The following is a 22,432-nucleotide window of genomic DNA, read 5'->3' as shown; positions in this document are numbered from 1 at the left end:
GTCGGCGGCCGCCGGTAGAGTCTCCGCCCACGGGGAAGGAGGGGGCCGTGCCGAAGAGTTCCGGGGTGGGCGGAGACGGGCAGGACCTGCTCGACACCAAGCGCTACACGGACCTGGAGACATGGGCGGCGCTCCGCTGTCCACCCGGCGTCGCGGCGGCCGAGGAGCCGGCCGACGGCCCGGCCGATCCATCTTCCGACGGCCCGGCCCCGGACGGGAGCCGGGCGGGCCCGCAGGCCCCGGCCGACGAGGCGGCCTTCGTGCTGCTGCTCCGGGGGCGGATCGAACGCGGGGCCTTCCGCCGGGCCGCGGCGGCGGCCCGCGCCGGCCGGGCGTACTTCCCCGAGGACGGTCCGGCCGGTCTCTGGGGACGGCTGGCGGTCGTGCTCGACACGCCCGACGACGAGCGTCCACGGGTGCTCGCCGAACTACGGGAGCACGCCCGCGCGGTGGCCGCCTCCACGGCCGCCCCCGGGACGGCCGCGCTGGCGCTGGAACTCCAGGCGCAGGCGATGGCCCTGGAGTTCCTCCTCCAGGGCGGGCCGCTCGATGCCGGTGCTCCGGTCGTGGAGCAGTGGGAGCGGGCGGCCGCCGCCTACCGTGACGCCGGCCTCGGCCGTGAGGCGGGGAGGACGACGCGCCGGGCGGCGCGGTTCGTCTCCGAGGGGTACCTGCGCGACCACGCCCGGGCCCGGGCGATGCTGCGGGCCGAGCACGCGGCGGCCGTCGCCGAGGGCGACGGCCTGCGCGCCGCCGAGGCCCGTTCCGCGCTCGCCGAACGCGCGCTGCGGGAGTGGTTCGCCGCTCTCGGGAGCGGCGTCGTCCCGGTGACGGACGACCAGGTGAGCCCGGGGCCGGAGGGGAACAGGCCCGAGGGGAACAGGCCCGAGGGGAACAGGCCCGAGGGGAACAGGCCCGAGGGGAACAGGCCCGAGGGGGACGAGCCGGAGGGGGACGAGCTGGAGGCGCTGACCCGGGAGTGCGACCTCGCCGCCGAGGCCCTGACCGCCGCCGGTGTGGTGACCGCCACGGCGCGGGCGGCCGCGACGGGCGCGCGGCTGCTGCTCGCCCATGGGGTGCCGGAGGGCGTGGAGCAGGCCGAGCAGGCCGCCGTGCTGCTCCGGGAGCACGGGGCCGACAGTGACGAACTGGCCCTGTGGCAGGACCTGACGATGTACCACACGCGCAAGGGTGACGCGCTCGGCCGGGCCCGGGCGCACGAGGCGGCGGCGGCCGTCTCGGCCCGGCTGGGCAACGGCTTCGCCGCCGACGGGCTGGCGATGGGCGTGGCCGACACCGCTCTGCGTGACGGCCGCCTCGGGGAGGCGCAGGAGTTGACGTCCGCCCGGTCCGCGGACGCCCTGGGCGACCCGGTGGGCCCGCGCGTGGTCCGCAGCTCCGCTCTGGCCGTCATGGGACTGACCGGCGAGGCGACCGCGCTGTTGCGTTCCTGTGCCGAGGAGTTGGAGGCCCGGCCCGGCGTGTCCGGGCTGCTGCCGCAGGTCTACCTCTCGCTGAGCGGCCTGCTGGCCGGCGACGATCCGGACGCGGCCGAGGAGTGCCTGCGCCGGGGCGCGGAGGTGGCCGGCACCATCGGCGACCCGATGGACCGGGCCCGTTGCCTGGGCGTGCTCGCCTGGACGATCGCCCGCCGGTCGGTGGGTGCGGCCGGTGCGGCCGGCCCGAGCGGCGTCGACCGGACGGCCGAGTACGAGGCCCTGTTCGGCGAGGCGATCGGCCTGCTGTTGCCGCTGCGGACCCTGGAGGCCCTCGACCACCTCGCCACCGCGCTCCAGCAGCGCGGACAGGCGGCCTTCTTCCGGCTGGACGCCCCGGCCGCGGAGTACTGGCTGGCCTGCTCGGAGGAGGTCGCCCGGGCGGCGGGGCTGGGGCCGACGCTCGCCTTCACCCTCGGCTACCAGGGCATCCTGCTGCTCTCGGAGGCCCGGACGGACCCGGGTCGCTACGACCGGGCGGACGCCCGCTTCGCCGAGGCCCAGCAGTTGTTCACGGCCGCGGGGATGACCGGCGACGGGTGGCGCCTGCTCTTCCACCGGGCCGTCTGCGCCCTGGAGTCGGGCGACCGGATCCCGGCGGAGCAGCGGGAGCGGTGGGCCGAGGCCGACCGGCTGCTCACCGAGGCGGCGGACAGGGCCGACGCCCTCCGGATCGCCACCTCGACCCCCGGCACGGCTCCCGTCCGGGCCCAGGAGGCCGGGATCGCCTCCGCCCACGACAAGGGCGAGTTGTACCGGTCGGCCTTCGAACTCCACTGGCACCGGCTCGGGGACTCCGCCACGGCCCTGTACTGGCTGGAGCGGGCCAAGAGCCGCGCCCTGCTGGACGGGTTGGCGGCCCTCGGCCAGGACGGCGCGGCTGACGGCGGCGCGAACGACGGCGGCACGACCGATGGCGGCCGTCCCGTCGAGACCCCGGCGGCCGCCGAAGCGGTGACCTGGCCGGACCTGCGGGCCGCGCTGGCCGCCGAATTCGACCGCACCGGGCAGCGGCTGGTGATCGCCCAGTACCGCAGCTCACCGACCGGCCTCCTACTGCTCGGACTGCGGCACGACTGGGAGCAGCCCCGGGTAGAGGTGATCGACATCGACCTGGCCAGGCTGCGCCGGTTCACCGCGAGCACCTTCCACCGCTCCGGCGAAGTACGGACGATGAGCGACGGGATGCTACGCGGCTGGGCCGGGTTCGCCGGGCTGGTCGGGCCGCTGGCCTCCTGGACGCTGCCCGGGGACGTGGTGGTGCTGGTCCCGCACGGACCGCTGCACGACCTGCCCCTGCACACCCTGCCGGTGGCCGGCGTCCCGCTGCTGCTGCGCAACCCGGTCGTCCAGGTACCGAGCAGCTCCGTGCTGGCCGACCTGCTGCGGCGGGACGCCCGTGGCCCGGCCTCCCGCGCCGGTCGCGCGAGCGTGCTCGCCGATCCGCAGCGGAACCTGCCGCACTCCGTGTCGGAGGGCGCGGCCGTGGCCGGACTGCTCGGCGTACCGGCCGTCACCGGCGAACCGGCCACCCGGGCCGTCCTGCTCGAAGCCCTGGAGACCGCCGGGCTGGTGCATCTGGCCGGCCACGGCCTGATCACCACCGGCAGCGGCTTCGAGCGCGGGGTGCACCTGTCCGACGGGCCCGTGCGGGCCGCCGACCTGGTCGGCCGCCGGATCAGGGCGGGGACGGTGGTGCTCAGCGGGTGCGAGACCGGCGTCAACGAGCAGCGGGCCGGGGACGAGCCGGTCGGCCTGCCGAGGGCGCTGCTGCTCGGCGGCGCCCGGTCCGTCCTGGTCAGCCAGTGGCGGGTGGCCGACTCCTCCTCCCGCGAGCTGCTCACCGCCTTCCACCGGAAGCTGGCCGCCGGTGACGCCCCCGCCCTGGCGCTGCACCACGCGGCGGTGGAGACGTTCCGGACACCCGGCGGGAAGCTGGAACACCTCTACCACTGGGGCGCGTTCGTCCTGGTGGGTGACTGGGCCTGACCACCGGCCAGCCGGACCGTGCCCGGTTCACCTGATCCCCCACCGAGAACAGCCGATCCGTCGAACGAGGAGAGAGCGTGCTCGAAGAACCCCTGGAGCAGTGGGACGAGGACATCCCGCTGGAGCTCGACACCGGCGCCCTGGAGGAGCGGGCCGGGGACTCGGAGGCCGAGGACATCGACCTGGACGACGAGGCGGTGCTGCTCGCCCGTCGCAGCCGGCTCGCCCTGCGGGCCCTGCCCAGCGTCTGGGTGGAGCACACGCCCCCGCCGCAGACCCTCGTGGACCTGTCGTTGCGGTGCGCGTTCCACCGCCACCCCGACGTGAAGCTCGCGTGGGTCAGGCTCACCGTCGACCTGCCCGAGGACGGGACGGTGCTGGACCTCAGCCCGGACGGTGAGATCGCCGACCGGCCGGTGCACATCGTCACCCGGTACGGCGGCGGGCTCTCCCTCCAGACGGAACTCGTCCCGCTGGCTCCCGAGGTGGCCGCCGAACGGGTGCGCGAACAGGACGTCTTCCTGCCCGGGCTGACCGTCTCCGGACGCGAGTTCTCCTACGCCCAGTGGGACTTCCTGCAGCAGGGCGAGACCCCGCTGCACGTGGACCGCAACCTGCGCGCGCTGGTCGCGCTCCCGGCCGGGACGGCCGAACTGCCGCTGACGGTCACCCTCCGGGCCAAGGTCACGGTCGGCGGCCTGCTGGGGACCGTCCCCCTGCTCGGGAAGCGCCGGATCGTCCGCATGGCCTCGGGGATCGTGAAGCCCTGAGACGCAGGTGCCCGGCCCGGCATCGCCGGGCCGGGCCGTCGCTCTGCGGTCGTGCTCAGCAGCCGGCGGGGAACTCCCCGGCGCGGACGCCCGCGACGAAGGACTGCCAGGCGGTGGCCGGGAAGACCAGCGCCGGACCGGACGGGTCCTTGGAGTCACGTACGGGGACGAGGCCCGGGAATCCGGGGGCCACCTCGATGCAGTCGCCGCCGTCGTCCCCGCTGTAGCTGCTCTTGCGCCAGGTCACCGCGTTGAGATCGAGATTCGTCATGAGCGCTGTACCCCTCCATCGCACTGGTGATCAAGGCCATCGACTCACGGCTCGAAAGCACGTCAGCTCGCAGCACATCATAGGTCCGGGTATGCGCAGTCAGCACTGATGGATCATCACTGAAGTGACCTCGTCCCAGACTTTCCGAGTAGACCCATTCGTGCCCGTCAGGCAGTTTGATGAGGGTCATTGAGGTCTTGGGCGGCGCCAGGTCCACCAGGCCGAAGGGGGCGACTTGAATGGCGATGTTGCATTGCCCGGCAACCGTCAACAGATGATCCATCTGGTCCCGCATGACAGCCGGCCCGCCAATGACCCGCCGGATCGCACTCTCGTCCAGAACGACAACCAGCAGCGGCCCACCATCGACCAGGAACCGGTGCTGTCGGCTCAGTCGCGCCGCCACCCGCTCCTCGATGAGGTCGGGGTTCCCGGCGGCCGCACCTCGGGCAAAGAGCGCCCGCGCGTAGTCCTCCGTCTGCAACAGACCCGGTACCAGCTGGACCTGGTACTTGCGCAAGGAGACCGCCTCCGCCTCCATCTGTGCGAAGCGCTGGAACCAGTCCGGGTGTTCGACCTCGGCGTACCAGTCGACCCGATTCCAGATTCGGATCAGGACGCCGCCCATGAGCAGCACCTCGTCGCACTGCTTGATGAACTTCTCCTGCGGGATCCGGCCGCCGTTCTCGATCCGGGTGATGAGCGTCCGGTCGCAGTGCAGGAGTTTGGCCAGTCCGGCCTGGGAGTAGCCGGCCGCCTCACGGGCGTGACGGAACTCGCCGCCGAACAGTACGGCCGAACTGATGGTCGAACCCGTGTCGGGCCTGGGACGTGGCACAGCCAACCCCTGTAGTGACATTGGACCTTGGCACCCTTGATCGCTCGTCACGCTACCTCCGGGCACCGATGCTTGTGAGCGGAACGCGATTGTTCCCTCGCTCTGCGTGAGCGTGCGCGCCCGTCCACGGTCGTGCACGCCCCGTGGAGCGCATGTCGGCAGCTCGTACACCGGAGGTGGGCCCATGGCCGAGACACTCGACCGACCGACGACCGTGGAGGGGGAGTACTCCTGCTGGCTGCCGCGCCACCGGCGGTCCCCGGGGGTGGCGCGGCTGCTGCTGCGGACCTTCCTGGGCGGCTTCGCGGGCGGGGAGCGATTCGCGGAGGTGGGCGAGCTGCTGCTCAGCGAGCTGGTGACCAACGCGGTGGAGCACGCCAGGGTGCCGGCCGGGCGGCTCGTGAAGGTGCGGTTCGCGCTGGAGGCGGACCGGCTGCGGGTGGAGGTGCACGACGCGAGCCCGCAGCGGCCCGTCCCGGGGCCGGTGCCCGCCCGGCCGGACGCGGAGGCGGGCCGGGGGCTGCTGCTGGTCCGGGAGCTGTCGGACGGCTGGGGCAGTTGTCCGAGAGCCGGCGGGATCGGGAAGTTCGTCTGGTTCGAGTGCACCCCGGCCCGCCCGGCCGGGGCCGGGGCCGTGACGGGAGCGCCGGACACCGACGCGGCGCTGACGCCGGCAGGGCCGGGTACGGCATGAGGGGGCGGGCCGGGCGGTGGCCACGGATCGCGCAGGAGCTGGCCCGGGCGGACGCGGGGACGGCGGCGCTCCTGGACACCGTCGAGCGGATGCTGCCCGCCGCCGGGCCGCAGACCCTCCCCCAGGTGCCGGCACCCGTCCGCGCCTACCTGCTGTGGGCGCTCGGCGCGGACCGGCCCTTCGAGGGGGCCTGCGTGTTCGCCGGGGAGATCGCGGCGGCCGGGCGGCCGCCCGTCCAGGTGCGGGTGGAGTTGCCGGCGCCCGCCCCGGAGGGCGGGCACCGGGTGCGCGGGCCGCAGCGCCGGGACGTCGGGGAGGTTCGGATCAGTCCTGCGCGGGCGTGACCGACTCCGGGCCGACCGGGCGGCCGGCGGGGCTGTCCGCCTCGTGGTCCGGACGGGTGGGGCCGCCCAGCGGGGAGCCCATCCAGGACAGCGCCTTCCAGCCGCCCTCGGGGGTGCCGTCCAGCACCACCACCCCGGTGTTGTCGAGCGGGTGCCGGGCCGCGAAGGGCACGTCCACGTTCTCGGCCCGGGCGGCCGCCCACATCCGGATGGCGGCGCCGTGGCTGATCATGGCGACGGTGCCCGACCCGGACCGGGCGGCCTCGGCCACCACCTCGTCCAGCCGGGCGAGGGCCTCCGTGCCGCTCTCGCCGCCGGGCATCCGCAGCTCCAGGTCGCCGGCCGACCAGGCGAAGGCCGTCCGCATGTAGAGCACGCCCGCCGCCTCGTCCCCGCGCAGCTCCAGGTCACCGGCCGAGAGCTCCCGCAGGCCGTCCCGGACCAGTGGCTCCAGGCCCCGCGCGGCGGCCAGCGGCGCGGCGGTCTGCTGGGTCCGGACCAGCGTGGACACGTACAGGCGGTCGATGTCCTCCTCGGCCAGCGCGGCGGGCAGTGCGGCGGCCTGCCGCTGTCCCAGCGGGGTCAGCTCGGCGCCGGGCCGGGCGGTGTCCAGCAGGCGGCCGAGGTTGGAGAAGGTCTCGCCGTGACGGATGAGCAGCAGGCGCATGGTGCGGATCGGGCTCCGATCTCGGTCTCGTGCGGCGGGCGGGCCGGACGGTGCGGCGGCCGCCCGGAGCTTCCATCCTGCCAGTAAGCCCCGGGAGGAGCCGGGGGAAGGCCACCGCCGGGGGTACCGGCCGGCTCAGGCCGGCGGGGCGACCAGGCCCGCCTCGTACGCGATGATCACCAGCTGGACGCGGTCCCGGGCGCCGAGCTTGGACAGCAGCCGGGCCACGTGCGACTTGGCGGTGGCCACCGAGATGAACAGGTCGTCCGCGATCTCGCCGTTGGACCGGCCGCGCCCGACCAGCGTCAGCACCTCCCGCTCCCGCTCGGTGACGCCCTCCAGCGGGCGCGGGGCGCGGCCGGACCCGGCCCGGGCCCCGGCCAGGAAGTCCGCGATCAGGCGGCGGGTGACGCCCGGCGCGATCAGCGCGTCCCCGGCCGCGACCACCCGGACAGCCGCCAGGATGTCGTCCAGCGCCATGTCCTTCACCGCGAAGCCGCTCGCACCGGCCCGCAGCGCGCCGTGCACGTGCTCGTCCTCGTCGAAGGTGGTCAGCACCAGCACCCGGGTCGGGCCCTGGCCCGCCATGATCCGGCGGGTCGCCTCGATCCCGTCCATGCCGGGCATCCGGATGTCCATCACCACCACGTCCGGCGCCAGCTCGGCCGCCAGCCGGACGGCCTCCTCGCCGTCCGCGGCCTCGCCGACCACCTCCAGGTCGGGGGTGTCGGTGATCAGCACCCGCAGGCCCGAGCGGACCAGCGGCTGGTCGTCGGCCAGCACCACCCGGACGGTCACCGGACCTCCGCCGCGTCCGGGAGCGGCCGCGCGGTGACGACGGCGGACGCCGGGGCGGGCAGCGGCAGCACGGCCGCCACCCGGAACCCGCCCCCGGGGCGCGGCCCGGCCTCGAACCGGCCGTGCAGCAGAGCGACCCGTTCCCGCATCCCCACCAGGCCGAACCCGCGCCCCGGCGCCGGGCCGGTCACCCCGCGACCCTCGTCCACGACCTCCACCGACAGCTCCTCGTCCCCGTAGCCGACGCTCACCCGGCAGTGGCCGGTGCCCGCGTGCCGGACGACGTTCGTCACGGCCTCCTGCACGATCCGGAACGCCGACAGCTCGATGTCCGCGGGCAGCGGCCGCCGCTCCCCGCTCCGGCACACCTCCACCCGCACCCCGGCCGTCGCGGTCGCCGCCGCCAGCCGCTCCACGTCCGCCAGTCCCGCCATCGGTTCGGACGGCACCGGGCCCGCGCCCTGCGGATCGGCCTGACGCAACGCCACCAGTGTTCGGCGCAGACCCGCCAGGGTCTCCCGGCTGGTCTCCTCGATCGCCTGCAGCGCCTTCCTGGCCTCGTCCGGCTGCGACCCGATCACCCGGCTGCCGACCCCCGCCTGGATCGCGATGATGCCGATGCTGTGGGCGACCATGTCGTGCAGTTCCCGGGCGATCCGCATGCGTTCGGCGGTGATCGCCTGTTCGGTCGCCTGCGTGCGCGCCGCCGACGCGGCCTCCCGTGCCTGCCGCACCGAAAGGCCGATCGACCAGGCGAACAGCATCATCAACGCCGCCGGGTACTGGACCTGACCCAGTTGCACGTCCACGCCCCGCTCCGCCTGGACCACCTGGTACCCGGCCATCACCGCGACGGAGACGCCCAGCGCCCGCAGCGCGACCGTGCCCGAACGGACCGTCACCAGATAGCAGAGGGCTGCCGCGGCGGGCAGCAGATGACCGATCCGCAGGTTCAACGGCAGCAGTTCCTCGGTCAGCGCCATACCGAGGCCGGCCGACAGCAGCATCCCGAAAACCGCCACGGGGAACCGACGCAGCAGGACGGCTGCCAACAGGTCGAAGCCCACCGCGGCCAGCGGGCCCGGCCGTTGAACCCCGTGGCCGACCCCGTACGGCTCGCCGAGCAGGCTCTCCGCCACGGTGACGATCAGTATGGTGGCGCCCGCCCACAGCAGCGCCGACCGCAACCGGTGCGCGGCGGCGGGCGGGGGCGGAGCTGCGGGTGTGACGTCCATCCGGCGAGACTAACCGGCCCGCGACCAGCGGACATCAGCCCCCGGGCGTACGCCCGGGGGCCAGTACCGGTGGGGCAGGTGCCGCCCGTGGCCCGATGCCAGGCTGCCCCCGCACCGGCAGGGTTGGCAGCGTGATCGAAGTCAACGAACTCACCAAGCGCTACGGCCGCCGGACGGCCGTCGACCGCCTCTCCTTCACGGTCCGCCCCGGACAGGTCACCGGGTTCCTCGGTCCGAACGGAGCCGGCAAGACCACCACCCTGCGGATGATCCTCGGCCTGGACGCGCCCGACGGCGGCACCGCCACCGTCAGCGGCGTCCCGTTCCGCGACCACCCGCGCGGACTGCACCACGCCGGCGCCCTGCTGGACGCGCAGCAGGTGCACGGCGGGCGCACCGCCGCCGCCCACCTCGCGGCGCTCGCCCGCAGCAACGGCATCGCCGCCCGCCGGGTCGAGGAGGTGCTGGAGGAGGTCGGCCTGGCCGGGGCGGCCCGGCGCCGGGTCGGCGGGTTCTCGCTCGGCATGAAGCAGCGCCTCGGCGTCGCCGTCGCCCTGCTCGGCGACCCGCCGGTGCTGATGTTCGACGAACCCGTCAACGGCATGGACCCGGAGGGCGTGCTCTGGGTGCGCCGGCTCTTCCGCCAGCTCGCCGACGAGGGCCGCACGGTGTTCCTCTCCAGCCACCTGATGACGGAGATGGAGCAGACCGCCGACCAACTCGTCGTCATCGGGCAGGGCCGGCTGATCGCCGCCGAGCCGGTCGCCGTGTTCGCCGCCCGGGCCGGCCGGCCGGGCGTCCTGGTCGGGACGTCGCGGGCCGCCGAACTGACCGGACTGCTGACGGCCGCCGGGGCGGCGGTGACGCCCGAGGGCTCGGCCGGCGCCGAACGGCTCGTCGTGACCGGCCTGCCGGCTGCGCGGATCGGCTCACTGGCCGCCGAACACCGGATCACCCTGCACGAACTGACCGTACGCACCGCCTCGTTGGAGGAAGCCTTCATGGAACTGACCGCCGGGAGCATCGAGTACCGGGCGGGGGAAGCCCGATGAGCACTCCCGACACCGGCCGGGCCGCCGCACCCCGCGCCACCGCCGGCGCCCCGCCGCCCGTCCGCTTCGCCGACCTGGTCGCGGCCGAGTGGATCAAGATCCGGTCGCTGCGCTCCACCCCCTGGCTGCTCGGACTGGTCGTCCTGGTCGCCGTCGGCGCCGCCGGGCTGGTCTCGCTCGCGGACTACGACGCCATCCCCCGCCGCGGCCCCGAGTCGCCGTGGGAGCCCACCTTCGCCCTGCACGACGCCTTCCCGCCCGAGGGCTACCTGATGCTGATGCTCGCCGCCGCCAGCCTCGGGGCGATCGCCGTGGTCAGCGAGTACGGCAGTGGGCTGATCCGCACCACCACGGTGGCCGTCCCCGCCCGCGGCTCGGTGCTGCTGGCGAAGGCCGCCGTCCAGCTCCTGCTGTGGACGGCGGTCGGCGCCGTCGCCGTGGCCGGCTCGTACCTGCTCTCCTGGAGCATCCTGGACGGCCGGGACGCCGGGATCGCCGTCACCGCCCCCGGCGCGCCGACCGCCCTGGCGGCGTCCGTGCTGCTCGGCCCGGTCTGCGCCCTGGTCGGCCTCGGCCTCGGCACCCTGATCCGGCACGCCGCGACCACCGTGCTGACCGGCGTCCTCGTCCTGCTGATCCTGCCCACGGTGATCCTGCCGGCCAACAACCGCTCGACCATCGGCCTCAACCACACGCTGGTGCTCAGCGCCTGGCAGCGCCTCACCCGCACCTGGGGGGCGCCGGCCGCCGTCGACCACTACGCCTCGTACGCCGGGTCCTGGGCCGTGTACGCGCTCTGGCCGCTGGTGGCCGTCGTTCTGGCGCTGGTGGTGGTGCGCCGCCGGGACGTCTGACGAGGCGTCCGGCGCCCCGGGGCGCGCCGGCCGGGCGCCTGCGGGCTCAGCCCGCCTCGCGGCCCCGGAAGGACCGCCGGTACTCGCGCGGGGCGAGCCCCACCCGGCGGACGAAGGCCGGGCGCAGCGAGACGGCGGAGGCGAAACCGCAGCGGGCGGCCACCTCGTCCACCGGCAGGTCGGTCTCCTCCAGCAGGCGCTGGGCGGCCAGCACCCGCTGGTCCAGCAGCCAGCGCAGCGGGGAGGTGCCGGCCGCCTCGACGAAGCGGCGGGCGAAGGAGCGCTCCGACATCAGCGCCAGGCCCGCCATCCGGCGGACCGTCCACGGGGTGTCGAGGCCGGCCAGCACCTCCGTCCGGACCCGGGCCAGCGGGTCGTCGCCGGTCTCCTCCGGCACCGGGGACGGGATGAACTGGGCCTGGCCGCCGGCCCGGAACGGCGCGGTGACCATCGCCCGTGCGATGGTGGCGGCGGCCTGCTGGCCGTGCGCGGAGCGGACCAGGTGCAGGCAGAGATCGATGCCGGCGGCGACCCCGGCCGAGGTCCAGATCTCGCCGTCGCCGGTGAACAGCACCTCCGGCTGGACGTCCACGGCCGGGTGGCGGGCGGCCAGGTCCTGGGCGACGCACCAGTGCGTGGTGGCGGCCCGGCCGTCCAGCAGGCCGGCGTCCGCGAGGACGAACGCGCCGGCGCAGAGCGAGGCGATCGGGACGCCGCGCGCGTGCACCGCGCGCAGCGCCGCCAGCACCTCCGGGGCAGTCGGGGCCAGCGGCTGCTCCACCCCGGGGACGACCACCAGGTCGCAGTCGAGCAGGGCCTCCAGCCCGTGGTCCGGCGTCCGCTCCAGCCCGCCGCCGAGCCGGACCCTCACCCCGTCCGGCCCGCAGACCCGCAGGTCGAAGGCGGGCACGCCGGGGCGGCTGACCCGGTTCGCCCAGACCTCGCCGATCACCGCGTAGTCGAAGGCCCGTACGCCGTCGAAGATCAGGCAGCCCACTGTGCGCATGGCAGGAATCTATCGACCGACGCCGCCTCGCGTCACCGGCGCGGGCGTTACGGGGCGGGTCGGCCGGGCCGCCACCGGGTCGCCGACGGCGCTGGCAGGAATGTATCGATCCATGGCGCCGGCGCCACTCACCGGCCCGGACCGGCCGGCGGCACGATCGACGCATGACGAACACCAGCGCATTCGACGCCCCGCTCACCCTCGCCCCCGATGCCGTCCTGATCGTGATCGACGTCCAGCAGGGCTTCGACGACGAGGAGTTCTGGGGCCCCCGGGACAACCCCGACGCCGAGAAGCGGATGGTCCGGCTGATCGAGAGCTGGCAGGCCACCGGCCGGCCGATCGTGACCGTCCAGCACGCCTCGACCGCCGGGCCGTTGGCGGCCGGCACCCCCGGGTACGAGCTGAAGCCGGAGATCGCGGCCGTCGAGCCCGACCTGCACATCGTGAAGTCGGTGAACAGCGCCTTCTACGGCACCCCCGACCTGCACGAGTGGCTCCGGGCGCGCGGCGCCGAGCAGTTGGTGATCACCGGGATCATGACCAACGTGTGCAACGAGGTCACGGCCCGGATGGGCGGCAACCTCGGCTACGACGTGATCTTCCCGGCCGACGCCATGCACACCTTCGCGATGGCCGGCCCCGACGGCGGACTCATCCCCGCCACCGAACTCGCCCGGGCCACCTCGGCGGTGCTGCACACCGCCCGCTTCGCGAAGGTGGTCACCACGGACGCGGTGCTGGCGGCGGCCGGGGCCTGACCGCCGGTCCGGGCCCGGGCCCCGCGCTCAGCCGCGCGGGCCCCGGGCCCGGACGCTCAGGTCACGCAGCAGGATCGTCAACAGGCGTGCCAGCTCGTCCTGTTCGTGCGGCGCCAGGCTCTCGACCAGGCCCTGCTCGTAGGTCAGCAGCCCGCCGACCGCCTCCTCCACCGCCCGGTGCCCCGGCCCGGTCAGCTCGACCTCGACCGCCCGGGTGCCCGGTTGCGGCGGCAACCGCCTGACCAGGCCCTCACCTTGGGCGCGGTCCACCCGCTGGGTCACCGCCCCGGCCGTGATCAGGGAGCGGTCGGCGAGCTCCCTGGTGGTGAGGCGGTAGGGCGGGCCGGAGCGCCGCAGGGTGCTGAGCAGGTCGAGGGTGGCGGCGTCCATCGCGACCACGGCCAGCACCCTGCGACGCTCGTCGTCCAGCAGCTTGGCCGCCTGCCGGATCCGGGTGAGAATGCCGATCGACCCCACGGGCAGGCCCGGTTGCTCGCGTTGCCAGGCCCGGGAGATCTCCTCGGCGCGGTCGGTCGGGGGCTGCTCGGGCGTGGTCATGCTGATAGTGTCCCATGGACGTTTAGCGCTGAACGAGGAGTGGGGATGCGTCAGATCGTCGTCACCGGAGGCGGCACCGGCATCGGCCGGGCGATCGCCGGATCGTTCGCCGCACAGGGCGACCAGGTCGTGATCACCGGCCGCCGCCAGGACGTCCTGGAGCGGACCGCCGCCGAACTCGGGCCCGGCGTCTCCGCCGTGGCCTTCGACGCCACCGACCCCGAGCAGGTCGAGGCCGCCCTGGACGCCCTGCCCGAACGGGTGGACGTCCTGGTCAACAACGCCGGTGGCAACACCGACATCGGAGCCCCGGCCCCCACCGGGCTGGCTGGCCTCGCCGCCGCCTGGCGCGCCAACCTGGACGCCAACGTGCTGTCGGCCGTCCTGGTCACCGCCGCACTCCGGCCGAGGCTCGCCGCCGGCGGCGCGGTGGTGAGCCTCAGCTCCGTCGCGGCCCACCGCGGCGGGTCCGGCTCCTACGGCGCCGCCAAGGCCGCCGTCGAGGCGTGGAACCTGACCCTCGCCCAGGAGCTCGGCAAGGACCGGATCACCGCCAACGTCGTCGCCCCGGGTTTCGTGGAGGCCACCGAGTTCTTCGGCGGCGCCATGACCCGGCAGCGCCGGGCCGCCCTGATCGCGCAGACCAGCACCGGCCGGGCCGGCACCCCCGCCGACATCGCCGGCACCGTCCTCTTCCTGGCCTCCCCCGCCGCCGGCCACCTCACCGGCCAGACCCTGCACGTCAACGGCGGTTCACTGGCCGGACGCTGAGCCGCCGGCCCGGCTCTCGGCAGCGACGCCGAGCAGGGGGCGAACGGGCAGGAGCGGCGGGCTGGTGCCCCGGGCCCGGCGCGGGGACGACGCGTCAGGCGGCGACCGCGGCCCACCCGGCATATCGAACTGGTGAACTTTTGGCCGGTCGGCCGGTATGCGGCTTTTGGGCGTTGCCCCGGAAATGTGCGGCTCACTACGCTCGCCCGGCCCGGCCCGCCCAGGGACCAGGGACCGATTCGCAGGGGAGCACGCCGGATGGCGATCCGTAAGTCCACCATTCAGGAGCAGGTCGCCCAGGCGATCGCGTCCATCGAGCCCGACGACCGCCCGGTCGCCACCTTCCAGAGCATCACCGGGCCGAGCCCCTGGCTGATGAACTCCCTCGGCCTGATCGGCCAGCTGCTGGTCAAGTACTACTACGTCACGCTGACCGAGCGCGTGGTCGTCGTGCACCGCGCCTCGCGGCTCTCCAACCGCCCGCAGGAGATCGTCTACGTGGTGCCGCTGGAGCAGGCCCGCACCCTGGTGAGCGACGTCAGGCGCAACCCGCTCTGGAGCTCCCTGCAGTTCCACTTCCCCGGCGAGGAGAAGGCCACCCGGCTGAACGTGCACCGCTACTGGCGGGCCGAGCTGGACGTCTTCGTCCCCGGCCTGACCGGCCAGACGATCGCTTCCTGACGGCCTGCGCCGACCCGCTGACCGACCCGACGGCCGGCACCGCCACGGCGGTGCCGGCCGTCGGCGGGCCCGGGCCCGGGGCTCGGCGGCCTCGGGCGGTCGGCGGCGCCGGCAGCCCCGTCGAGCCGGTCAGAGGCCCTGGTCGCGGGCCCAGTCGGCGAGTTCGCGGGCGCAGGCGTCCACCGACTCGCGCCAGCTGCGGGCCGCGCCCTCGCCGGCCTCGTCACTGACGTGCTTGACCAGCCGGACCGGCACCCCGGCCTGCCGCGCGACCGTCGCCAGGGCGTAGCCCTCCATGTCCACCAGGTCCGCGCTCAGCGCCAGCCGGTCGCGGGCCGCCGGGTCGGAGACGAACAGGTCACCGGTGGCCAGCGTCGGGCCCTTCCCGTCGCCGAGGGTGATCGCGGCGCCGTAGGTACGGCCGGTCAGCTCCCTCAGCACCGGGGTGTCGATGTCGTGCTGGAGCACCTCCACCACCTCGTGGGTGCCCTCCCAACCCGGGCGCAGCGCGCCGGCCGTGCCCAGATTGACGATCTCCGAGGGCCGCTCGCCGCGGGCCAGCACGGTGGCCAGGGCCGCCGCCGCGTTGATCTTCCCTATGCCGGTGAGCAGCACGGGAAGGCGTTCGCCGAGGTACGCCGCCTCCTCCTGGACGGCGACGACGATCAGCGGGCGGTCGGGTGAGATCGTTCCGAGCAGGCGCATGGCGCCATGGTACGGAGCGCCTCGGGCGGCCCGGAAGCCCGGGACCGCGCCCCGGCCCGTCCCGCGTCCGGCGCAACCGCATAGGGTGCAACCCGCGTCGCACTGGAGACGGCCGGGCACCGCACGGCCGGCCCCGGAGGGACGGCCCGAGCACGGGCGGCCCGGCCCGGCAGGCAGGTCGAAGCTCAAGATCGGCGCAAGTCGGGTGTGGCTGTCACGACCGGCGGCCATACTGCTGGCAACGACCGGGCCCCGTCGGCGGGTCGGGTCACTGGGGAGGGTGGGGCGGTGGCGACACCAGTACGCACGGAGGAGCAGGGCCCGGCACCGGGCACGACCGGTGCCACGACCCCGCGTCCGACGGCCGGAGCCGCGACGACGCCGGTCGCCGGCCGGCCGCCCAAGGCGCCGGGACGGCTCGACCTGGCCGGGCGGATCCGCCGGATCGCCGACGCCCGGCACACCGCGCCGGGCCGGCTGCGGCTGGCCGGCGCCCTGCTCGCCGTCCTGACGGTGGCCTTCGGCCTGCTGACCGGCTGGCAGGTCAACTCGCGCGCGCAGGCAGCGGACCGGGTGGTCTCCTACAGTCAGCCGCTCAGCCAGGCCGCCGCCGACATCCACCGCTCGCTGGCCGACGCGGACACCACCGCCGCCACCGGGTTCCTGCTCGCGGGAGCCGAGCCCAAGGCCGTCCGCGAGCGCTACGAGAAGGACCTCGCGACCGCCTCCCGGCTGATCGCCGAGGCGGCCGCCCGCACCACCGCCTCCTCCCCCGCCCAGCAGTGGCTCGCCTCGCTCAACCAGCAGATCCCGGTCTACGCGGGCCTGGTGGAGACCGCCCGGGCCGACAACCGGCTGGGCTTCCCGCTCGGCGGCGCCTACCTGCGCTACGCCTCCCAGCAGATGCGCGACAACCTGCTGCCGGACGCCGCGAAGCTCGCCGACGCCGAGAACGAGGCCCTGGAGCGGGACTACGCCGAGGCCCGCGCGGTGCCGTGGGCGGCCTTCGTACTGGGGCTGCTGGCGCTGGCGGCGCTGGTCCGGGTGCAGCAGGTGCTGTTCCGGCGGACCAACCGGGTCTTCAACATCGGGCTGGTCGGCTCCAGCGTCGCGATGCTCGCCGCCGTGCTGTGGCTGGTGGCCGGCAGCTGGATCACCGCCGACCGGCTCGCCGAGAGCGAACGGGACGGCTCCACTCCGCTGCGCGCGCTGAACGCCGCCCGGCTCGACGTGCTGACCGCCCGGCTGGCCGAGAACCTGCACCTGGTCGCCCGGGGTTCGAGCACCCAGTACGCCGATCTCTGGGCCGCCACCGCGAAGGACCTGGCCGGCTCGGCGGGCGACGCCACCCCCGGCGGTGCGCTCGGCGAGGCCCGGCGGCTCGCGCCCAGGGACGCGGCGGACGCCGTCGACCAGGCGCGCAAGGAGTGCGCGACGTGGGCCGCGCGGCACAACGCGGCGATGGCCAAGGAGACCGTGGACGGTGACTACCAGGCGGCCCTGGACGCCACCATCACCGTGAAGGAGGCCGACGTCCCGAACACCTCGGACGCCTCCTTCAGCGCCACCGACCAGCAGTTGGAACGAGCGGCGGGCATCGAACTGGCGAGGTTCAAGGCCTCGGCCGGCGGCACCGGCGGCCTGCTGGACGCCCTGGCCCTCGGGGCCGGCGCGCTCGCCCTGGTGGCCGCCGTCAGCGCGGTGCGCGGCCTCGGCCGGCGCCTGGCCGAGTACCGGTAGAGGGGCGGGAGATGACGATGCGCACAGCACCATCGCGGACCACGGACGGCACCGGCGCCGACGGTACGGACACGAACCCGACCAGCGGCGGCGCGGGCGGCCGGGCCCGCCGGGGCCGGGCGGCCGCCGTGGTCGCGCTGCTCGCGGCCGGGGCCACGCTGCTCGGCGCGGGCAGCCCGCAGGGCGCCGGACTGCCGGCCGCCGGGGGTGGCCCCCGACTGGAGGCCCCTCTGGCCGCGCCGGCGGCCGACCCGAACTGCGACACCGGCCGGAGCGTGCCGCCCAGCACGGTGGACGGCCCCGCCGTGAAGGCGATCAAGGACAACAAGACCCTGGTCGTCGGGGTGGACCAGAACAGCTACCGCTGGGGCGCCCGCAACCCCGCCACCGGCGGGATAGAGGGCTTCGACATCGACCTCGCCAAGGCGATCGGCACCGCCCTGATGGGCGACCCGAACAAGGTGACCTTCAAGGCGGTGCCGACCGCCGAGCGGATCAAGTTCATCCAGGACGGCAAGGTCGACATGATCGTCCGCACCATGACGATCACCTGCGAGCGGATGGAGCAGGTCGCCTTCTCCAAGCCCTACTTCAAGACCGCCAACCGGCTGCTGGTGCCGAAGGCCAGGGGCGTGAAAACCTTCGACGAGGCGCTGAACGGCCGCACCGCGTGCGCCGCCCGCAGCTCCTCCGCCGAGGACGAACTCAAGAGCAACCCGCACGGCTCCAAGCTCGTCACGGTGGAGAACCAGCTCGACTGCCTGGTCCTCATGCAGCTCGGCAAGGTCGACGCCACCATGACCGACGACGGTCTGGCCGCCGGACAGGCCGCCCAGGACACCACCGTGACCCTGCTCGACGAGCAGGTCCGCCCGGGCGTGATGGGTGTGGCGATGAAGCTGGGCAACACCGACCTGGTCGCCCGGGTCAACCAGGTGCTGGCCGACTACCAGGCCAGCGGCGCCTGGCGGGACAGCTACGACAAGTGGCTCAAGCCCACCATGCACGACGACGCCGCGCGCTTCCGGCCCTGAGCAGGTGGCGGGCGCGCCGGCACGCCGGTTCGGCGGGCACGGTCGAGCGGTGAACGACACAGCGGTTGAACGACACAACGGTTGAACGACACAGCGGTGGGACGGTACCGAGGGTGCCGGCCGCAGGAGCGGAGAGGGAGGACCACGCGTTGGCAGGATCTGCTGGCCCGGTGATGAGCCGGGAGGAGGTGGACCGCGCACTGGCACGCCTGGGCGCGGAGCGCGACGCCGTCGAGGCGGCCCTGCTCTCGTTGCAGGACCACCCTGGCCGCCGACTGCTGGAGGGGGCCTCGCTGACCGGCCGGACGGAGGAGCGCTGGTCCGTCGCCGGGCAGGGGCTGCCACTGCTCTGGGCGCTCTTCGACCGCTACTCCGAAGCCCTCGCCTCGGCCCGCGCCGTGCGCGCCCGCAAGGCCAGACCCGGCGGCCCGGAGCTGGCCGAGCTGAGCGAACTGCTCAGCGGCACGGCCGTCACCGTTCCCGGCGGCGCGCTGCCGGACGGTGGGCAGTGGCCCGGCACGCCGGCCCGGCTGGTCGAACAGGTCAGCCTGGCCGAGCTGATGGACCGGATGAACGCCTGGTACGCCACCGTGCTGGAGGTGGTGAACGCCGCCGACGCCGTCTGGTCCGCGCTGCCCGCCCGGATCGACCTGCTGCTCGCCGAACTGCGCCGGGTGCAGAGCCTGGCCGGATCGCTCGGCGTCCGGGCCGGCGCCCACCCGCTCGGCGACGACCTGCTCGAACTGGACACCGCGCTGACGGCCCTGCGGGCCGAGGTGGTGGCCGACCCACTGGCCCTCTGGCGCCCCTCCCGGGTGCCGGCCCAGCGCGGCACGGTGCCCGACGGCACCGCGCTTGCCGGCCCCTCCGGAGTGGTCGACACCGAGCGCTTCGACCGGGCCGGCCGCGCCCTGGACGGCATCCGGCTGGAGCTGGAGGGCCTGCTGCGGCTGCGTGACGACGCCGAGGAACGCCTGCAGCAGGTCGGCGACCTGCTGCAGCGGGCCGACGCCACCCTCGGCGAGGCCCGCCGGGCCCGCGGCGAGGTGCTGGCGAAGATCGCCGCCACCGAGGTGCCCGCGGTGCCCGGGCCCGCCTCCGCACTGCGCGAACGCGTCGTGCTGGCCCTGGAGTTGCGCCAGAGCGGCCAGTGGCACCGGCTCGCCCCGCTGCTGGACCAGCTGGAGGACTCCGCCGCCAAGGAGCTCGGCCGCGCCCGGCAGGCCCTCACCGAGGTGACCCAGCCGCTCGCCGTCCGCGCCGAACTGCGCGGCCGCCTCGACGCGTACAAGGCGATGGCCGCCCGGCTGCGGGTCGCCGAGGACCCGGAGGTCGTCGAGCGCTACGAGAAGGCCCGCTGGCTGCTCTGGAGCGCGCCCTGCGACCTGCGGGCGGCCGCCGGCGCGGTGGCGCGGTTCCAGCAGTCGCTGCGGCCGGTCGCCGAGGCGGCGGCCGGCGGCGCACCGGGCGAGGGGACCGCCGACGGCGGGAGCAACGTGCAGGACAGCGTCCAGAGCAACGGTCAGGGGGCCTGAGTTTCATGAGCGAGGCGTGTGCACGGCCGGACTGCACCGGCGGCGGGATCATCGACGAGGACGGCTACTGCACCGAGTGCGGGCTGGCCCCGGCCGGCACCGTCGTCGCACCGGCCACCGGATCCACGACCACCGGATCCACGACCGCCGGTACCGGCGGCGGCCCGGGCTCGCCGTGCCCGCACGACTGCCCGGGGACGATCGACCCGGACGGCTACTGCGACGAGTGCGGGCTGGCGGCGGGGGCCGCCGGCACCGGCCTGACCCAGCCGCACCTGCCCTCCGCCCGGCTCGCCCCCGACTCCTCCCGCTCGCTGCGCTCCACCCGCACCGGCTCGGCCCGCGCGATGTCCGGCCGCTCGCGCTCGCACCGCTCCACCCGCACCGGCAGCGGCCGGTCCCTGTCGGTGCGCAGCGGCCGGGGCAGCACCGGCACCGTCGGCCGCGGCCGGCTCGGCGCCGGGCTGGTGACCGTCCCGACGGTGCCCCAGCCGGACCCGGCGGCGGCCGTGCTGGCCAACCCCGAGGTGCCCGAGCGCAAGCGGTACTGCAGCAAGTGCGAGGCTCCGGTGGGCCGGGAGAAGAACGGCCGCCCGGGCCGCCCGGAGGGCTTCTGCACCAAGTGCGGCACGCCGTACTCGTTCACACCCAAGCTGGCCCGGGGCGACCTGGTCGGCGGGCAGTACGAGGTGGTGGGCTGCCTGGCGCACGGCGGGCTCGGCTGGATCTACCTGGCGGTCGACCGCCGGGTGAACGACAAGTGGGTGGTCCTCAAGGGCCTGCTGGACACCGGCGACGAGGACGCGCTGGCGGTCGCGGTCGCCGAGCGCCGGTTCCTGGCCGAGGTGGACCACCCGAACATCGTGCGGATCATCAACTTCGCCGAGCACCCGGACCTGCGGACGGGCTCCACCGACGGCTACATCGTGATGGAGTACATCGGCGGCAAGTCGCTCAAGGACATCGCCAACGAGCGCCGCACCCCGGACGGGCGGCGCGACCCGCTGCCGGTGGAGCAGGCGATCGCGTACGCGCTGGAGGCCCTGCCCGCGCTGGGCTACCTGCACAGCCGGGGCCTGGTGTACTGCGACTTCAAGATCGACAACGTGATCCAGAGCGAGGACTCGCTCAAGATCATCGACATGGGCGCCGTCCGCCGCCTCGACGACGACGGGCCGATCTACGGCACCATCGGCTACCAGGCCCCCGAGATCGCCACCGACGGCCCCACCCCCGCCTCCGACCTCTACACCGTGGCCCGCACCCTCGCCGTGCTGAGCTTCGACTTCCAGGGCTACAGCACCACCTACCGCGAGGAACTGCCCGGCCCCGAGGACGTCCCGCTCTTCGCCGAGTACGAGTCCTACTACCGCTTCCTGGTCCGCGCCACCGATCCCGACCCGGCCCGGCGGTTCTCTTCCGCCGAGGAGATGGCCGACCAGCTGACCGGCGTCCTGCGCGAGATCCTCGCGCTCAAGGACGGCCGGCCCCGGCCCGCGCTGTCCACCCTCTTCGGACCGGAACTCCGGGTGGTCGACACCCAGTTGGTGACCGGCAGCGCCGTGGCCGGCACCCCCGCCGCGAACGCCCCGGCCGCCGCCGTCCTCCCGCCCGCCCCCGACCCGGCCACCGTCCCGGCCCTGACCGCCGGCGGGCCGCGGGTCGCCGTCCTGGACCCGGCCGCCGCCGCCCTCGCCCTGCCGGTGCCCCGGGTCGACCCGGCCGACCCCAACGCCGGTTTCCTCGCCGCCCTGGTCGGCACCGCCCCCGACGAGGCGCTCGCCGCACTGGCCGGCGCACCCGCCGAATCGGTCGAACGCACCCTGCGCGAGCTGCGCGCCCACCTCGAACTCGGGCAGTCGCAGGACGCGCAGGCGACCCTCGCCGCCCTGGAGAACGACCACCAGGGCGACTGGCGGGTGCTCTGGTACCGCGGCCTGACCGCCCTCACCGCCGCCACCGCGGCGGGCACCGGCACCGGCACCGGCACCGGCGGGGAACGGAAGACCCGGACCGAACAGCTGGAGGCCGCGGCCGAGGCCTTCGACGCGCTCTACGACGCCTTCCCCGGCGAGGCCGCACCGAAGCTCGGCCTCGCCGTCTGCGCCGAACTGCTCGGCAACGGCGAGGACGCCGCCGAGTTCCACCGCCTGGTGTGGAGCACCGACCACGCCTACGTGAGCGCCGCCTTCGGCCTGGCCCGGGTCCGGCTCGCGGCCGGCGACCGGCCCGGCGCGGTGCAGGCCCTGGAGTCCGTGCCCGCCACCTCCAGCCACTTCACCGCCGCCCGGGTCGGCGCCGTCCGGGCCCGGTTGCGCGAGCGGCCCGCCACCGACCCGCTCGGCCCGGACCTCGACGCCTGCTCCGAACAGCTCGGCCGGCTCGGCCTGGACGACCGCCGCCACGAGGAGCTGGCCGTCGAGGTGCTCGACGCCGCCCTGGGCTGGGCGCTGGCCGGACGCCCCGGAGTGTCCGGCACGCCCACGGTGCTGGGACAACCGGTCGCCGAGCGGGAACTGCGCTTCGCCCTGGAACACTCCTACCGGGTACTCGCCCGGTTGGCCGACCGGGCGCAGACCAGGATCGAGATGGTGGAACGGGCCAACCGGACCCGCCCCAGGACGTGGGTGTAA

21 protein-coding genes are annotated in these 22,432 nt (G+C 75.0%); 13 read left to right on the top strand and 8 right to left on the bottom strand.

Annotation, left to right across the window (positions count from 1 at the left end; all coding sequences use genetic code 11):
- Positions 1–47: 47 nt before the first annotated feature.
- Together J2S46_RS27905 and J2S46_RS27900 are read left to right on the top strand one after the other, a co-directional pair.
- Positions 48–3,485, top strand: a complete 3,438-nt coding sequence (locus tag J2S46_RS27905) for a CHAT domain-containing protein (RefSeq protein ID WP_307351502.1) — start codon at positions 48–50, stop codon at positions 3,483–3,485.
- A 77-nt stretch (positions 3,486–3,562) separates the two neighbouring features.
- Positions 3,563–4,255, top strand: coding sequence for a hypothetical protein (locus J2S46_RS27900; RefSeq protein WP_191292492.1), 693 nt, complete (start codon positions 3,563–3,565; stop codon positions 4,253–4,255).
- A gap of 55 nt (positions 4,256–4,310) precedes the next feature.
- On the opposite strand, the gene J2S46_RS27895 is transcribed toward J2S46_RS27900, so the two are convergent.
- Together J2S46_RS27895 and J2S46_RS27890 are read right to left on the bottom strand one after the other, a co-directional pair.
- On the bottom strand, positions 4,311–4,502 hold the full coding sequence (locus J2S46_RS27895; protein WP_229913111.1) for a DUF397 domain-containing protein: 192 nt from the start codon (positions 4,500–4,502) through the stop codon (positions 4,311–4,313).
- Positions 4,411–5,385, bottom strand: a complete 975-nt coding sequence (locus J2S46_RS27890; protein WP_191292490.1) for a helix-turn-helix domain-containing protein — start codon at positions 5,383–5,385, stop codon at positions 4,411–4,413. Before J2S46_RS27890 ends, J2S46_RS27895 begins: the two co-directional genes overlap by 92 nt.
- Positions 5,386–5,548: 163 nt before the next feature.
- Between J2S46_RS27890 and J2S46_RS27885 the strand changes: the two genes are divergently transcribed.
- Together J2S46_RS27885 and J2S46_RS27880 are read left to right on the top strand one after the other, a co-directional pair.
- Complete coding sequence (locus tag J2S46_RS27885; protein WP_191292489.1) at positions 5,549–6,058, top strand: ATP-binding protein; 510 nt, start codon at positions 5,549–5,551, stop codon at positions 6,056–6,058.
- Positions 6,055–6,402, top strand: coding sequence for a hypothetical protein (locus J2S46_RS27880; protein ID WP_191292488.1), 348 nt, complete (start codon positions 6,055–6,057; stop codon positions 6,400–6,402). The genes J2S46_RS27885 and J2S46_RS27880 overlap by 4 nt, the downstream gene beginning before the upstream one ends.
- Here J2S46_RS27880 and J2S46_RS27875 read toward each other — a convergent pair.
- From J2S46_RS27875 to J2S46_RS27865, 3 genes are all read right to left on the bottom strand, one after another.
- Positions 6,383–7,069: a histidine phosphatase family protein gene (locus tag J2S46_RS27875; RefSeq protein WP_191292487.1), complete on the bottom strand. Its 687-nt coding sequence runs from the start codon at positions 7,067–7,069 to the stop codon at positions 6,383–6,385. The two genes, J2S46_RS27880 and J2S46_RS27875, sit on opposite strands and share 20 nt — an antisense overlap.
- A 135-nt stretch (positions 7,070–7,204) precedes the next feature.
- On the bottom strand, positions 7,205–7,867 hold the full coding sequence (locus J2S46_RS27870) for a response regulator (RefSeq protein WP_191292486.1): 663 nt from the start codon (positions 7,865–7,867) through the stop codon (positions 7,205–7,207).
- Positions 7,864–9,102, bottom strand: a complete 1,239-nt coding sequence (locus J2S46_RS27865) for a sensor histidine kinase (RefSeq protein ID WP_191292485.1) — start codon at positions 9,100–9,102, stop codon at positions 7,864–7,866. The genes J2S46_RS27870 and J2S46_RS27865 overlap by 4 nt, the downstream gene beginning before the upstream one ends.
- Positions 9,103–9,233: 131 nt before the next feature.
- Here J2S46_RS27865 and J2S46_RS27860 point away from each other — a divergent pair, with 131 nt between their 5' ends.
- Both J2S46_RS27860 and J2S46_RS27855 read left to right on the top strand, forming a co-directional pair.
- Positions 9,234–10,154 carry an ATP-binding cassette domain-containing protein gene (locus J2S46_RS27860; RefSeq protein ID WP_191292484.1) on the top strand — a complete coding sequence of 307 codons (921 nt, stop codon included), beginning with the start codon at positions 9,234–9,236 and terminating at the stop codon, positions 10,152–10,154.
- Complete coding sequence (locus J2S46_RS27855; RefSeq protein ID WP_191292483.1) at positions 10,151–11,008, top strand: ABC transporter permease; 858 nt, start codon at positions 10,151–10,153, stop codon at positions 11,006–11,008. The genes J2S46_RS27860 and J2S46_RS27855 overlap by 4 nt, the downstream gene beginning before the upstream one ends.
- A gap of 46 nt (positions 11,009–11,054) precedes the next feature.
- On the opposite strand, the gene J2S46_RS27850 is transcribed toward J2S46_RS27855, so the two are convergent.
- Positions 11,055–12,014: a GlxA family transcriptional regulator gene (locus J2S46_RS27850; RefSeq protein WP_191292482.1), complete on the bottom strand. Its 960-nt coding sequence runs from the start codon at positions 12,012–12,014 to the stop codon at positions 11,055–11,057.
- 164 nt (positions 12,015–12,178) lie between these two features.
- Here J2S46_RS27850 and J2S46_RS27845 point away from each other — a divergent pair, with 164 nt between their 5' ends.
- Positions 12,179–12,775 (top strand): cysteine hydrolase family protein, encoded by a 597-nt coding sequence (locus J2S46_RS27845; protein WP_191292481.1) that lies wholly within the window; start codon positions 12,179–12,181, stop codon positions 12,773–12,775.
- Between the two features lie 27 nt (positions 12,776–12,802).
- Here J2S46_RS27845 and J2S46_RS27840 read toward each other — a convergent pair whose 3' ends face one another.
- Positions 12,803–13,333, bottom strand: a complete 531-nt coding sequence (locus tag J2S46_RS27840; RefSeq protein WP_191292480.1) for a MarR family winged helix-turn-helix transcriptional regulator — start codon at positions 13,331–13,333, stop codon at positions 12,803–12,805.
- Positions 13,334–13,378: 45 nt separating this feature from the next.
- Between J2S46_RS27840 and J2S46_RS27835 the strand changes: the two genes are divergently transcribed.
- Positions 13,379–14,104: an SDR family NAD(P)-dependent oxidoreductase gene (locus J2S46_RS27835; protein ID WP_191292479.1), complete on the top strand. Its 726-nt coding sequence runs from the start codon at positions 13,379–13,381 to the stop codon at positions 14,102–14,104.
- Between the two features lie 258 nt (positions 14,105–14,362).
- Positions 14,363–14,785 (top strand): hypothetical protein, encoded by a 423-nt coding sequence (locus J2S46_RS27830; protein WP_191292478.1) that lies wholly within the window; start codon positions 14,363–14,365, stop codon positions 14,783–14,785.
- 129 nt (positions 14,786–14,914) lie between these two features.
- Here J2S46_RS27830 and J2S46_RS27825 read toward each other — a convergent pair whose 3' ends face one another.
- Complete coding sequence (locus J2S46_RS27825) at positions 14,915–15,490, bottom strand: nucleosidase (protein ID WP_191292477.1); 576 nt, start codon at positions 15,488–15,490, stop codon at positions 14,915–14,917.
- 288 nt (positions 15,491–15,778) lie between these two features.
- On the opposite strand from J2S46_RS27825, the gene J2S46_RS27820 reads away from it, so the two are divergent.
- The 4 genes from J2S46_RS27820 to J2S46_RS27805 all read left to right on the top strand — a co-directional run bounded on the left by J2S46_RS27820 (position 15,779) and on the right by J2S46_RS27805 (position 22,432).
- Positions 15,779–17,230 carry a GlnX family signal transduction membrane protein gene (locus tag J2S46_RS27820; RefSeq protein WP_191292476.1) on the top strand — a complete coding sequence of 484 codons (1,452 nt, stop codon included), beginning with the start codon at positions 15,779–15,781 and terminating at the stop codon, positions 17,228–17,230.
- 17 nt (positions 17,231–17,247) lie between these two features.
- Positions 17,248–18,264 carry a glutamate ABC transporter substrate-binding protein gene (locus J2S46_RS27815; protein WP_229913103.1) on the top strand — a complete coding sequence of 339 codons (1,017 nt, stop codon included), beginning with the start codon at positions 17,248–17,250 and terminating at the stop codon, positions 18,262–18,264.
- Between the two features lie 173 nt (positions 18,265–18,437).
- Positions 18,438–19,799 carry a hypothetical protein gene (locus tag J2S46_RS27810; protein WP_191292526.1) on the top strand — a complete coding sequence of 454 codons (1,362 nt, stop codon included), beginning with the start codon at positions 18,438–18,440 and terminating at the stop codon, positions 19,797–19,799.
- A 5-nt stretch (positions 19,800–19,804) separates the two neighbouring features.
- The gene (locus J2S46_RS27805; protein ID WP_191292474.1) at positions 19,805–22,432 is read left to right on the top strand and encodes a serine/threonine-protein kinase; all 2,628 of its coding nucleotides are present in this window, start codon (positions 19,805–19,807) and stop codon (positions 22,430–22,432) included.

It is taken from the genome of Kitasatospora herbaricolor (genome assembly GCF_030813695.1).
Classification (GTDB): domain Bacteria; phylum Actinomycetota; class Actinomycetes; order Streptomycetales; family Streptomycetaceae; genus Kitasatospora; species Kitasatospora herbaricolor.
This window is presented reverse-complemented; position numbering and strand designations above follow the sequence as displayed.